Below are 13806 nucleotides of genomic sequence, written 5' to 3'. Positions count from 1 at the left end.
TTTAAGTTTTAATTCTTACTTCATCCTACCTAATATTGTATCTTTGTTTTTGAATTTATAATTGATTAATAATGAAAAGAGTATTGGTAGTTTTGTTTGTTTTAGTATTAACGTCAATATCTTGTAAAAACAAACAAAAGGAAGATAAAGAACTGAAAACATATGTTTCTTTCGGAGACAAAATTAATGCTGATGGAGCCATAACCAAAACTGAAATGGCTAAAAAATTTGAAGGAATGCAAGTGGGAGATACTGTAGATGTAAAATTCGCTACCAAAATTGATGAGGTTTGTCAAAAGAAAGGTTGTTGGATCAAAGTACCATTAGAAGGTGAAAAACAATCATTTGTACGATTTAAAGATTACGCTTTCTTCATGCCATTTAATTCCGCAGGAAGCGAAGTGGTTTTAAACGGAAAAGCGTTTAAATCAGAAATTTCAGTAAAGCAATTACAACATTATGCTAAAGATGCCGGAAAATCTGACGAAGAAATAGCTAAAATTACTGAACCGAAAGTAACGTATTCGTTCTTAGCAGATGGTGTGTTGTTAGAGGCAAAAGAAGAAGAGCCAAAGGCAAATGAATAAATTACCCATCATATTTTTACTTACTTTTTTGCTGGTTAGTTGTCAAAATAAAAAACCAGCAAAAGAAATTAAAGTTGTTAACGAGGTTCCTGCTAGTTTTGATATGTACAAAACATCAGAAATGGCAGAATTAATGCGAACTATGTTAGCCAAAAACAAAGTGCTAAAAGAACAAATAGTAAACGGTGAAGATATTGGACATTTTAATGAAGCGTATTTAAAAATCCACACTGCAAAACTCACCGATAGTTCAGATTTAGACGAAACCTATCCTGCTTTCGCAAATCATTTTATTAAAGCTCAAAAAGAAATTTTTGCAGCTTCAGAAAAAGAAAGAGCAGAAAAATTTAATGATGTTGTAGATGCGTGTATTGCTTGTCATAAAGATAGATGTACAGGTCCTATACCAAGAATAGAGAAACTGAGAATACAATAATTTGAAACGTGAAATTATTATAACTTCAGATGGTTCAACAACTATTCACATACCAGAATGGAATGAACAATACCACTCAAAACATGGAGCTATTCAAGAAGCATATCATGTATACATTGAAAACGGATTAAAAAGCATTTCAAAAAAAGAGATTTCAATCTTAGAAATAGGTTTTGGCACAGGATTGAATTGTTTTATAACGCTTTTAGAATCAGATAGAGAGATTGATTTTGTTGGTGTTGAAGCTTATCCGGTTACTAAAGATGAAATAGAGAAATTGAATTATGTTTCCGAATTAAAAGTTAAAGATCAGCAAGAAGTTTTTGATAAAATTCATAGAGTTTCTTGGGAAGAAAAACATCAGATTAACAAAAATTTCACGTTAACAAAAAGAAAGCAGTTTTTCAACGAAATTACAGATGAAAATGCTTTTGATCTGATTTATTTCGATGCTTTTGCACCCGATGTTCAACCAGAATTATGGTCGGAAACTATTTTCAAAAAAATGTATACGGCTCTCAAAAAAGACGGAGTTTTGGTTACGTATGCAAGCAAAGGAGATGTAAAAAGGGTAATGAGGGCAGTTGGGTTTGATGTAAAACGTTTACTAGGGCCTATTGGAAAATGGCACATGTTAAGAGCTGCAAAAAAATAATTTAGATAATGAAATTTGAAAAAAAATTTGGCAACAGAAAACGTTCAAATCCTAAAAGAGGATTGTTCTTGGTTTTGTTACTAGCCATTGTATTGTACTTGTTTTTTAACGCTGAAAAAATCTTAGGGAAGTTTTTTTAATGAAGCCTTTTAAATTTAAAGAATTCACAGTTCATCAAGATAAAACTGCCATGAAAATTGGTACCGATGCTGTTTTACTCGGAGCTTGGTGTTCGGTTGATAAATATCCTGATACGATTTTAGATGTCGGCTCTGGAACAGGTGTGATTACCTTAATGTTAGCACAACGTTGTAATGCGATGACTGTTGATGCTGTTGAGGTTGAAGAAAATGCCTACGAACAAACTGTTGAGAATTTTGAGCAATCGGATTGGGGAGACAGATTGTTTTGTTACAATGCTTCGTTCCAAGAATTTGCTGATGAAATGGCAGAAGAGGAAGAAGAGTACGATTTAATTGTGTCGAATCCACCTTTTTACACTGCGGAATATGAAACAGAAAACGATGCTCGTAACAAAGCACGCTTCACCACATCATTATCTTTTGAAAATTTACTACAAGGTGTTTCTAAAATTTTAGCTGAAGAAGGATTGTTCGCAACTGTTATTCCGTATCAAGAAGAAGAAGGTTTTATTGAGCTAGCCGAAAAGCATAATTTACAACTTAACAGAGTTTGTAGGGTAAAAGGCACTCCAACTTCAGAAGTTAAACGTAGTTTACTAGAGTTTTCTTTTACAGCAGAAGAAGTTAAAGAAGAAGAACTTATTATAGAAACAAAAAGGCACCAATACACTGATCCTTATATACATTTAACGAAAGATTTTTATTTGAAAATGTAAATTTCCGCTATTATCTTTTGCATTCTAAGCTTTATTTTTTGGGCTCTATTGGTGCTTTTTTCAGTCTTCCCCAAGCAATAAATATCGCAGAAAGTAACATGAAGATATTGAATCCTATTTCATTTCCTTCACCTCTCATAATGTGAAATATACTTGCAGAAATCATAAGAGCAATAGTTCCGTAGGCTGCATATATTGTTATTTTTGGTTGAATTCGAAGTAGCGAAGGTAAGATCAATCCGAAGCCTGCTAATACATCTAAAATTCCTGTAATTGTTACTAGTTCAGGGTTTTCTTTTGTCCATAACCAAGGTAGTTCATTCGGTTGAAACAATTTCATTGCACCTGCCCAAATAAATGTTACTGCCAAAAGGATTTGAAATATCCATAAGGTAATGTTAAGCACTTTAGAATTTTTCTGATTTGTCATCGTTTTTATGTTTTTTGTTTATACGAAACAAAATTATGTACATTAGCTATCTGTTTGATATTACTTTCCCGTTGGATAGCACTATCCGTTAGGAAAGTAAAGCGTTTAAATTGAAGTTATGTTATCAAAAGGAGGTTGCCCAAAAACAATGTTATCTATCAAAGATGCTCTTGAGGTTCTTGAGGGAAAATGGAAATTATTGATTTTATTTTCTTTGTCTGGTGGTCCAAAACGGTTTAAAGAAATTAGTAGGGAAGTTGTTGGAATAACAGATAAAACGTTGTCTAAAGAATTAAAACATTTAGAAACAAATCAGTTAGTAAAAAGAGAGGTGTTTGATACGTTTCCTCCAAAAGTTCAATATTCAATTACGGAACACGGAATGTCGTTGGAAAAAGTTTTAGACGAATTACACTTTTGGGGCTTATTACATAGAAAACAAATAATTGGGAAATAGTTTTTTTAAATTTTAATCTTAAAAAGATTAGCTATATGATGTTTATAAGAACAATTATATATTTAGCTTAAGATTTAGTAAGAATAAATGACGCTCAAATTGTCTCATGGGTTTTATGGAGGTAGATCTATTATTGTTAATAATCTTTAAAACAAAGTATTAACAATAATAAAGATTAGTTATTTGATAGAAAAGATAATATTTTTTAGATTTGATTAGAATTCTTTCGCGAGAGTATAGACATGAACCTTGAGTGTCTTTAAAATGTTCAGGGATTTAATCAATTTAATTAAATCATTATTATGAAAAAACAAATTTTAAACTTAGGTAAAACACTAAACAGAAAAGAGCAACAAGAAGTTAAAGGGGGAAGGCTATTTTTTGATTGTGACGATTTTTGTAGATCTAGTTGGAGGGATAGAGATTATTATATACAAGACCAGTTAGAGAAATATGGTGTAGATTGGTCTCATTGTGTTTGTTAAGAAAGTTCTAGTATTGTAATTAATATATAGATACATAGGTTGACAGTCAGTGTTTTAAAGCGTTGACTGTCATTTTTTTAGTATATAAAACATCCTTTATTTTAGATATTTTAGATTCGAATTTCAATTATCAATAAAAAGGATATATTACTTCAACCCAAATTCATGAGTTTCATAATTAACTATTTAAAAGTTTAAAAGAAGTGTAAAGATTTAAAATGTTAATGATTATAAATTACAGAATCAAACCTACCCTTTCACACTCTCTGGGTTATACCCTAAATACGGTACTTCTTTTTCAACAAAGGTAATTCCGTAGTCTTCTAACTCTTTTAAAATAGGTTCGTACACTTCTTTGGTAATAGGTAATTGTACTCCAGGAGTAGTAATATCACCATTTAATATACGCAATGTTGCCATAGCTACAGGTAATCCAACCGTTTTTGCCATAGCAGTATACGTTTGGTCATCACCTTTAATTACCATACTACTTTCTATTTGGTGTTTACCAGATTCGTTTTGATAACCAAAAATATGATGCATTACTATCATATCTTTGTCTTCCGGTTGCAATGTCCAAGAATCCATTAATATTTTTTGCAAGATTTGTGCTGGCGTAGCATTTTTCAATCCTACTTTTTTATTCGGATTAAAAATATCTAACTCTACGAACTTATCCCACATCACATCATCTTGATCGATCTTTAAATACGAACGGAATTTTAATTCTACAGAATCAGAAGGAGAATACGCTAAAAACAAATTGGTAAAATCACGGTAACTCATGTTTTCAGAATCTTCAATAGTATAGGTGTCATCTGTCATTCCTAATTGAACAAACACATTCCACGCACGAGAGAAACCTACTTTTCTAATAGTACCACGATACATAGTAGGTATATCATCTAAACCGTAAATACTTCTGTATTTTAATGAATCGCGGTTTGCATAGGCTTCGAATTTTCCGCTACCGTTAATCGTTAAAAATTCAGTTCTTCTAAATAATTTATGATACGGAATGTATTTATACGTACCTTCTTGAATAAACATTGAGGCTCCACCTTGACCCGCTAATACCACGTTTCTAGGATTCCAAGTAAACTTGTAGTTCCAAAGATTTGTGTCGCTTTCTGGGGCTACTAATCCACCACAAAAAGATTCAAATAAAATCATTTTTGAACCATTTTCACGTATTCTATCAATGATTTGCATTGCACTCATATGATCAATTCCCGGGTCTAAACCAATCTCATTCATAAATACCAATCCTTTGTTTTTAACCTCTTTATCTAAAGCTTTCATTTCTTTAGAAATATAAGACGCGGTAACTAAGTGTTTATTGAATTCAACACAATTTTTAGCTACTTCTATATGTAAATGAGCCGGTAACATAGAAATAACTATATCAGCATTTTTAATAGCTTCTTTACGTTGTTTTTCATCAAAAACGTCTAATTCAATTGCAAATGCATTAGGATGATTGTTAGTCTTATCTTTTGCGTGTTGCAAAAAAACGTCTGCTATAGTAATATGTAATTTTTCTTCTGATGATTTGTCTAACAAGTATTTAATTAACGATGAGCTAGATCTTCCTGCGCCAATAATTAATATTTTTCTCATAAAATTATGATGTACTTTTGTTGTAAGTTTAGGTTTGACAATATCGTTAAAAAAGTTTGAAATTTAACAAAAACAATAAAAATGTATAAAAATTTAACAATTACTTCTTTGTTAGGAGCTTTAGGAATAATTTTAGGTGCCTTTGGCGCTCATGCTTTAAAAGGAAAACTTTCCGTCGAGGCTTTACAAAGCTTTGAAACTGCGGTTCGTTACCAAATGTATCATGTACTGGTATTGCTTATTGTGAATATCTATCAAGGATTTTCACCTAAAACAAAACAAGTACTTACTACTTTGTTTGGAGTTGGAATTTTATTTTTTTCAGGATCAATTTATGCTATTCATTTGTTAAAAATCCCTTCAAAATCAATTTGGTTTATAACTCCATTAGGAGGTGTTCTTTTTATTATTGGTTGGATAGTAATGCTTGTTAAATTTGCAAAGACCGAAGCTAAAAAGTAAATACATAACAAAATTTTTTTATGCAAAGGCTGTTTAAACAAAAAGACTTATTTTTGTCGAACATTTAACACAGCTAAAAAAATTAGAGATGACAAATCTTGAAACGAAAACGATTTCGTTGGAAAAATTAGGAATTAAAAATGCAACAGTTCATTACCAATTAACTCCTGATCAACTACAAAACGAAACCATTGAAAAAGGACAAGGAAAAGAAACAGAGTCTGGTGTGCTAGCCGTTAATACCGGTGAGTTTACAGGAAGATCGCCCATGGACAGATTCATAGTAAAAGATGAGGTTACAAAAGATGAAATTTGGTGGGGAAACATTAACATTCCTTTTGATTCAGAAAAATTTGATAAACTTTATGATAAGGTAACAGCATATCTTTCTGAAAAAGAAGTATTTGTTCGTGATAGTTATGCATGTGCAGATGATAATTACAAATTAAACATTAGAGTTGTAAATGAATATCCTTGGAGCAATATGTTTGCTTACAATATGTTCTTACGTCCTACAGAAGAAGAATTAAAAAACTTTTCTCCAGAATGGACTGTAATAAATGCTCCTGGCTTTATGGCAAATCCAGAAGCTGATGGTACACGTCAACATAACTTTGCTATTTTAAATTTTAGTCGAAAAATAGCTTTAATTGGAGGAACAGGATATACAGGTGAAATCAAAAAAGGAATTTTCTCTGCGTTAAACTTTATCTTACCAGTTTATAAAAACACCTTACCAATGCACTGTTCTGCAAATGTTGGTAAAGAGGGTGATACGGCAATTTTCTTCGGGTTATCGGGTACAGGTAAAACAACCTTATCAACCGATCCTAACCGTAGTTTAATTGGTGATGATGAACATGGTTGGACAGCTGAAAATACTGTTTTCAATTTTGAAGGTGGTTGTTACGCTAAAGTAATTAACTTATCTCAAGAAAACGAACCAGAAATTTACGGAGCTATTAAAAAAGGTGCAATTTTAGAAAATGTAATTTTAGATGATAAAGGAAATGTAGATTTTGCTGATACAAGTATTACACAAAATACACGTGTAAGTTATCCTATTTATCATATAGAAAATATTCAAACACCTTCAATAGGTAAAAATCCCAAGAATATATTTTTCTTAACAGCTGATGCTTTTGGAGTATTGCCTCCAATTTCTAAATTAACTCCAGGTCAAGCTGCTTATCACTTTATTTCTGGGTATACTGCAAAAGTAGCAGGAACAGAAGCAGGAGTTACTGAACCACAACCAAGCTTTTCTGCATGTTTTGGAGCGCCTTTTATGCCGTTGCATCCAACCCGTTATGCAGAAATGTTGAGTGAAAAAATTAAAGATACAGGAGTAAATGTTTGGTTAATTAATACCGGTTGGTTTGCAGGTCCTTACGGAGTTGGTAACAGAATGAAGTTAAAATACACTCGTGCTATGATTAGTGCTGTATTAGACGGGACTATTAATTTAGACGAGAGCAACTTTAGAATTCATTCAGTATTTGGATTGGCACAACCTAGAACATGTCCTGGAGTGCCAGATGATATGTTAAGTCAGCGTAAAGCATGGAACAATGATGAGGGGTATTATAAATCGGCTCATAAATTAGCAGAATCTTTTAGAAATAACTTTAAAAAGTTTGAAGAGTATGCAAATGAAGAGATTTTAGGAGGTGCACCTCCAGTAAAAGAATAAAAATTTAAAGCATCCGAAAGGATGCTTTTTTTTTGCTATGAAATGAAGTATTTTAGTTCAAAATTTTCACAGAATGATCATACAAGGAAATATAGTTGATATACAAAACAAACGAATTTTTAAAGGAGAAATTGAAATTGAAAACGGAAAAATCAAAGAAATCCGTGAGGGTAATCATTCTGTTGAAAACTATATTTTACCTGGATTTGTAGATGCACATATTCATATTGAAAGCTCAATGTTGGTTCCGTCTGAGTTTGCAAAAATTGCGGTGACCCATGGTACTGTGGCAACAGTTTCCGATCCGCATGAAATAGCCAATGTATTAGGAGTGAAAGGAGTAGATTTTATGATTGAAAACGGAAAGAAAGTTCCGTTAAAATTCAATTTTGGAGCGCCTTCTTGCGTGCCTGCAACTTCGTTTGAAAGTGCTGGAGCAATTATTAATGCTGATGATATTAAGTTGATGATGGAGAATACTGATATCAAGTATTTAGCAGAAATGATGAATTACCCAGGTGTTTTGTTTGATGATGAAGAAGTTCGGGCTAAAATTCAGCATGCAAAAAATAACAATAAACCTATAGATGGTCATGCTCCAGGATTAAGAGGAGATGCTATTACTAAATATATTTCAGCAGGAATTTCTACCGATCACGAGTGTTTTACGTATGAAGAAGCTCTAGAAAAGTTGCAAAAAGGCATGAAAGTAATTGTTCGAGAAGGTAGTGCAGCCAAAAATTTTGAAGCTTTGATAGATTTGTTGCCTGAACATTATGAAAATATGATGTTTTGTTCTGATGACAAGCATCCAGATGATTTGCTGTTAGGTCATATGAATCAGTTATGTGAGCGAGCCGTTGCTAAAGGGATGGATGTTTTTAAAGTATTACAAGCTGCTTGTATAAATCCTGTAAAACATTATAAATTAGATGTTGGTTTACTACAAAATGGAGATAACGCTGATTTTATTGTACTGGAAGATTTACAAAAATTCAAAGTGTTGCAAACCTATATAAATGGGGAATTAGTAGCAGAAAAAGGAAAATCATTTGTAAAACATGTAGATTTTGAAGTGTTGAATAATTTTAATACCGATAAAAAGAAAATTTCTGATTTTGAATTTCATTCTGCAGCTGAAAAAATAAGAGTTATTGAGGCGCTAGATGGTGAATTGGTAACCAATGAAATTGAAGCTGATTCGTTGATTAAAGAAGGCAATCTGGTTTCTAATACCAAAAATGATATTTTAAAAATGACGGTGGTAAATCGTTATCAAAATTCTGAACCGTCTATTGCTTTTATCAAAAACTTCGGATTAAAAGAAGGTGCTATAGCGAGTTCTGTGGGACACGACTCTCATAATATTATTGCAGTAGGAGTTTCCGATGAAATGATATGTAAAGCAGTTAATTTAATTATTGAAAACAAAGGTGGAGTGTGCGCTGTAAATGCATCCGAAGAAAAAATTGTTTCGTTACCAGTAGCTGGAATTATGAGTGATAAATCTGCTGTTGAAATTGGAAAATCGTATGCCGAATTAGATGCCATGGCAAAACAAATGGGAAGTAAATTAAGAGCGCCTTATATGACACTTTCTTTTATGGCCTTATTGGTAATACCAGCATTGAAGTTGTCAGACAAAGGATTGTTTGATGGAAATACCTTCCAGTTTACTTCAGTGGAAATAAAATAAGTTAGTTTAGAACAATACAAAGCGAGTAAATGTAGTTAATTTACTCGCTTTGTATTGTTGGGTTGTTGTCATTCAACAATTATCTCTCTGCTTTGAGATATGACTTTACCAAACTAGATAATTTCAGATTCCCTTAATTAATGTTGTTACTGTATTGTTTGGTATAATGAATGTTTTTTAATTATTATTGAAGTGTTTTTGAGTATTATGCTGAGGTATCAGCATCAAAGAATGATACTTCAAGGGTATTTACTTTAGCAGGATTTAAAGAAATCTGTACAACAGAAAAGCGATCTGAATACAACCAATTGCGCCAATATTAAATCCGACTAATAAATTACCAGTAATCCATCCGTACTACATCATTAGTAGGGTTTTGTTTAGCTCCTCGGTTTAGGGAGAGCATGATATTAGCTCCTTTGTTAAATTTTTATAGTTAACACACTTATGGTATGTAGTAGTTTGTTTAGTTAAATTAGTTGAGAAAAATAAGCTCTTTACTTTTTTAAAGAGCTTATTTTTGGTTTTATAATTTAAAAATGTCAGCTTTTATAGGAACGTTTTGTTCGTGTTGTCCAAGGAAAGAGAATCCTCCTTCACCATTCCAATCAGCTTTTAAAGCCATGTTTGCTTCAAAAGGTAAAAGAACATTTGAAAATTTATTATCAGTAGGAATATTTCCTTGAATGTTTAACACTCTTACGATATCACCTAATCCTGTTGAATAAACAGCTCCTGTTACTTTTCCAAAATATACTTTCTTATCAATTCCTACATTGATTTTTACGGTACCGCTTACAGTATGTTCTTCAGGATGTACTAGTAATGAAAAGTTAAAGATTGTTGCTAAAAGATTAGGAACGAACCCCATAGTTCCTTTATAGTAAATAGTTTCTACTGCTGTGTTTGCTGTTGTAGCCATAATAAATTTGTTTTAAAGTTTGGTTAGTAGCTTGTTGTTTTAAGCCAATTGAGGTTTTTTTAGAGATTCCGCTTTTGCAGCTTTATATTCTTGTTCGTTCTCTAATACTTTTACAAAAGGATCCCATTTAAAGTACCCTAAACTAGTTCCGTCTTGATTCATGACTTGGAAGACAACGTCGTATTGTGTAGTGCCAGCGCTTTGAACGTGAGAAACATAATCCATTTGTTGTACAACTTGATAGCCATATTGTCCTGCTTGCGTATAAATATGTCTAGTTGTTAGTATAGCTTGTGGAGCACTTAAAGAACCTGGATTTGATTGGTATCCTGGGTGTACTCCAGCAATAATTGCGTTAAATTGTAAACCAGAACCTGGGCAAGTAAGTTCCCATTGGATTGTATCGCCAACTCTGGCATCGATTGTTAATTCTGAGCTTGCTCTTCCTCTATTTTTTAAATCATTTGAATCAACAAATCCTTGAGCTGTAATCATGTATACGTAAGTGTCTGAAACTCCATTTGATCCTAAAGATGTTGCGGATTGTGGTGAGTCACCACCCTTAAGGTTATTGCTTAAAATAGTTTCAACGTCAATAACGCTTAAAATGTTAATTGTATTTGGCATAGTTAATAGTTTTAAGGTTTCCTACTCGTAAGGCTTTTCGGATTCCGCCTCGTTTTTTTAGTGGGGCTGCTCCACAAAAGGTTGGTTAGTTGAAATAAGTATGCTAGCGGTTATCTCTGATGTAAAACTACTGTAAATAAGAAGGTTAAGTTTTTAAAATGGAATAAGAAGGGGTTTCTTTTCCATAAAAACGGAAAAAAAAGGAATAGAAAAAATAGCGATTAGTAAACTAAATCTTATTTAAGCGTACGAACTTTTTTAATCAAATCTTTATAACGTTCGCTTAGGGTGATATGGTGATCGTTTTGTAGCATGATAAGATTATCTGAAGGAATGATTTCTGTAATCTTGTCAATATTGGCAATGTAGTTTCTATGGGTTCTACAGAAAGAATTTGGATTTAATAATTTTAAAATTTTAGTAAGTGATATTAATATCACAAACTTTTCTTTTGCAGTAATAATGTTGCAGTATTTTTCTTCAACTTCTATATAAATAATATCAGCAAGTAATACTTTTTTTAAAGATTTCCCTTTTTTAATGAAAAGATAATCGCTGCTAATAATAGTGTCTTCTTCATCAGTTATAAATACATCATTTTGATCGTAGAACTTTTCAATGGCCATTTCAATGGCGTATAAAACTTCTAATTCATTAAAAGGTTTCATTAAAAAGCTAAATGGCTGTGTTAGCTTAGCGCGTTCAAAAATTTTACGATCGGTAGAACTTGTGAGAAAAACAAACGGTTTAGAAGCATCAGGAACAGTGTTAATCGTTTCAGCAAAGGTAATTCCGTCAGGAACACCATTAAGGAAAATATCAATAATAACAATATCAACTTTTACTTTGTAGAATAAATCAAGAGCTTCTTTAAAGTTTCTTGCAACTCCTGAAATAGTATAATTATTTTCCGTTAAAACCTTAATAAGGTAATCACTTTCTTTAGGAGTGTCTTCAATAATTAAAATATTAACATTGTCCATTTAAAACTGTTTTTGAATAGTAAAAAAGACCATTAAACTTCGATTTTCACTGCGAAAAAACGAAATTATTTAGAGTATTGAGAGATTGTTTTTCTGAAAATTCTAACCCGTAATGATATTTTTTACTAATTGTGATTAACTAATATCGATTTTAGGTAAAGATACAATCATTTTTGTGCCTTTCCCTAATTCACTTTCAATATTGAATTTTCCGTTATTTTTTTTAATCATCGATTTTATCAATTGAATACCTAATCCTGTACCAATTATATCTTCATGTTCTTTTTTATTTAATAATACAGAATCGTCTAAAAGTTTTAATCGAGTAGTTTGACTCATCCCTAAACCTGAGTCTTCAACAATTAAATCGGTATAACCTTTTTGAGTATTGGTACTGTAAATTTTGATGAATCCGTTTGGTTGAGAAAATTTTATAGCATTATCAATAAGGTTTCTCAATACAATTTTTAAAGATTCTTGATCTGCTTGTACAATTTCTTTTTTAGAAATAGAATTTTCGAAACTTAACTCTTTTTTTAATAATAGTGGTTTGTAGTTATAAGCTACATGTTCGGTAATTATAAATAAATGCTGATTTTCAATGCTAAAATATTGCTGCTCTGTTTGTAGTAAGGCCCAGTTTAATAAATTATCCAATAAACCATAAGCTCCGTTTACAATGGTACTGTTTTTATGAAGTAAATTTTCTAACGCATCAAGGTTTTTAGAAGCTAAATTGTCAAGTAAAATTTTATTACTAGATTTTAATGCATTTACCGAAGAACGTAAATCGTGGCTTACAATAGAAAAAAGTTTGTCTTTGGTAGTATTTAGCTCATCTAAAGTTTCTTTTTGAGCTGCAATAATCTGATTAGACTTTACTTTTTCTCGATAAAAATAAACAGCAATAACTAATAGAGCTAACAAGCCTATAGCAGAATATAAGAAGATATTACGCTGAGTTTCTTTCAACTCATTTTGTACCTGTAAAATATCAACCTCATTTTGTTTTTGTTGTACCGCAAATTCTTTTTCTTTTTGGGCAACGGCGTAAATTTTATTTTGATTGTTTAAAGAATCTTTCCATATTTCAGCTTCTTTTCTATACTTTAAAGCTTTTTCAAAATCTTTCCGATTTTCTTCTACTACCGACATGTTTTTAGAAGTAGATCTTCTTAAATTAAAATTGTTTGTTTTTTTTGCTAATTGATAAGCTTTTTCAAAAAAAGGAATAGCTAAATCGTCTTTATATTGTTCGTAGTATAAAGTAGCCAAGTCTCCATAACAACCAACTAATTCTAGAGTGTCTTTTCTGTTTTTGTAAAACTCTAAGCTTTCTATTAAGTAAGATTCTGCTTCTTTAAATTTTTTTAGATGTAAATAAGATAACCCTAAATTATGAATAATTGAGTTTTTGTCAATTAGCTGTTCTTCTTTTGAGTTAGAAAACGTAAGAACTTCTTCAAAACCCATTACAGCTTTTTTAAATTGATTTTGTTCTAAAGCAATTTCTGCAAGAAACATCTTTTTTATTCCTTGATAATTAAAGTTTTTAGATATTAAATTGAACTCTTTTTCCGCTTCATTGAATATTTTTTTTTGTTTAAAGCTAAAACCTCTAAAAAAATGACAATAATCTACAATTATTGGATTTTGATTCTGTTTAGTAATTTGTTTTGCTGAATATACTAATACAGAATCCCAGTTTTTATTTTGAAAGAAAAATAAAACCTTTTTTAAATTTCTATCAGAACGAAAAGAATAAGTTTCCTTTTTAAAATTTAAATAAAATAAACTATCCTTTAAGTTCTCTTGAGAGAATGAAAAATAATTAAGAAAAAAAAATATTAGCGCTAAGTTTATTCTTAAAGATGTATTCATACAGACAGTTATA

At 31.3% G+C, this 13806-nt stretch carries 15 protein-coding genes; 9 read left to right on the top strand and 6 right to left on the bottom strand.

Annotation, left to right across the window (positions count from 1 at the left end):
- Positions 1-71: 71 nt before the first annotated feature.
- The 4 genes from SLH33_RS05790 to SLH33_RS05775 all read left to right on the top strand — a co-directional run bounded on the left by SLH33_RS05790 (position 72) and on the right by SLH33_RS05775 (position 2537).
- Positions 72-587, top strand: coding sequence for a DUF4920 domain-containing protein (locus SLH33_RS05790; RefSeq protein ID WP_320418123.1), 516 nt, complete (start codon positions 72-74; stop codon positions 585-587).
- Positions 580-1023, top strand: coding sequence for a hypothetical protein (locus SLH33_RS05785; protein WP_320418122.1), 444 nt, complete (start codon positions 580-582; stop codon positions 1021-1023). The genes SLH33_RS05790 and SLH33_RS05785 overlap by 8 nt, the downstream gene beginning before the upstream one ends.
- 1 nt (position 1024) lies before the next feature.
- Entirely contained in the window at positions 1025-1678 is a 654-nt protein-coding gene (mnmD, locus tag SLH33_RS05780; protein WP_320418121.1) for a tRNA (5-methylaminomethyl-2-thiouridine)(34)-methyltransferase MnmD, read from the top strand.
- Between the two features lie 139 nt (positions 1679-1817).
- Positions 1818-2537 (top strand): tRNA1(Val) (adenine(37)-N6)-methyltransferase, encoded by a 720-nt coding sequence (locus SLH33_RS05775; protein WP_320418120.1) that lies wholly within the window; start codon positions 1818-1820, stop codon positions 2535-2537.
- Between the two features lie 31 nt (positions 2538-2568).
- On the opposite strand, the gene SLH33_RS05770 is transcribed toward SLH33_RS05775, so the two are convergent.
- Positions 2569-2967 (bottom strand): DoxX family protein, encoded by a 399-nt coding sequence (locus SLH33_RS05770; RefSeq protein WP_320418119.1) that lies wholly within the window; start codon positions 2965-2967, stop codon positions 2569-2571.
- Between the two features lie 118 nt (positions 2968-3085).
- On the opposite strand from SLH33_RS05770, the gene SLH33_RS05765 reads away from it, so the two are divergent.
- Both SLH33_RS05765 and SLH33_RS05760 read left to right on the top strand, forming a co-directional pair.
- Complete coding sequence (locus SLH33_RS05765; protein WP_320418118.1) at positions 3086-3424, top strand: helix-turn-helix domain-containing protein; 339 nt, start codon at positions 3086-3088, stop codon at positions 3422-3424.
- A 302-nt stretch (positions 3425-3726) separates the two neighbouring features.
- Positions 3727-3909 (top strand): hypothetical protein, encoded by a 183-nt coding sequence (locus SLH33_RS05760; RefSeq protein ID WP_320418117.1) that lies wholly within the window; start codon positions 3727-3729, stop codon positions 3907-3909.
- Positions 3910-4158: 249 nt separating this feature from the next.
- On the opposite strand, the gene SLH33_RS05755 is transcribed toward SLH33_RS05760, so the two are convergent.
- Positions 4159-5529: a saccharopine dehydrogenase family protein gene (locus SLH33_RS05755; RefSeq protein WP_320418116.1), complete on the bottom strand. Its 1371-nt coding sequence runs from the start codon at positions 5527-5529 to the stop codon at positions 4159-4161.
- 81 nt (positions 5530-5610) lie between these two features.
- Between SLH33_RS05755 and SLH33_RS05750 the strand changes: the two genes are divergently transcribed.
- The 3 genes from SLH33_RS05750 to ade all read left to right on the top strand — a co-directional run bounded on the left by SLH33_RS05750 (position 5611) and on the right by ade (position 9380).
- Positions 5611-5991, top strand: coding sequence for a DUF423 domain-containing protein (locus SLH33_RS05750; RefSeq protein ID WP_320418115.1), 381 nt, complete (start codon positions 5611-5613; stop codon positions 5989-5991).
- An 88-nt stretch (positions 5992-6079) separates the two neighbouring features.
- A complete protein-coding gene (pckA, locus tag SLH33_RS05745; RefSeq protein ID WP_320418114.1) occupies positions 6080-7684 on the top strand; it encodes a phosphoenolpyruvate carboxykinase (ATP) in 1605 nt (534 codons plus the stop codon).
- A 73-nt stretch (positions 7685-7757) separates the two neighbouring features.
- Positions 7758-9380 carry an adenine deaminase gene (ade, locus tag SLH33_RS05740; protein ID WP_320418113.1) on the top strand — a complete coding sequence of 541 codons (1623 nt, stop codon included), beginning with the start codon at positions 7758-7760 and terminating at the stop codon, positions 9378-9380.
- 526 nt (positions 9381-9906) lie between these two features.
- Here ade and SLH33_RS05735 read toward each other — a convergent pair.
- The 4 genes from SLH33_RS05735 to SLH33_RS05720 form a co-directional block, all read right to left on the bottom strand.
- Complete coding sequence (locus SLH33_RS05735; RefSeq protein ID WP_320418112.1) at positions 9907-10302, bottom strand: DUF1842 domain-containing protein; 396 nt, start codon at positions 10300-10302, stop codon at positions 9907-9909.
- Positions 10303-10341: 39 nt separating this feature from the next.
- Positions 10342-10929 (bottom strand): AidA/PixA family protein, encoded by a 588-nt coding sequence (locus SLH33_RS05730; RefSeq protein WP_320418111.1) that lies wholly within the window; start codon positions 10927-10929, stop codon positions 10342-10344.
- Between the two features lie 236 nt (positions 10930-11165).
- Positions 11166-11912, bottom strand: a complete 747-nt coding sequence (locus SLH33_RS05725; RefSeq protein ID WP_320418110.1) for a response regulator transcription factor — start codon at positions 11910-11912, stop codon at positions 11166-11168.
- 135 nt (positions 11913-12047) lie between these two features.
- The gene (locus tag SLH33_RS05720) at positions 12048-13793 is read right to left on the bottom strand and encodes a tetratricopeptide repeat-containing sensor histidine kinase (protein WP_320418109.1); all 1746 of its coding nucleotides are present in this window, start codon (positions 13791-13793) and stop codon (positions 12048-12050) included.
- Between the last annotated feature and the right edge of the window lie 13 nt (positions 13794-13806).

Source organism: Tenacibaculum sp. IB213877, assembly GCF_034043975.1.
Lineage (GTDB): Bacteria > Bacteroidota > Bacteroidia > Flavobacteriales > Flavobacteriaceae > Polaribacter.
The sequence above is the reverse complement of the archived record's forward strand: the minus strand, read 5'-3'. Positions and strand labels throughout refer to the sequence as shown.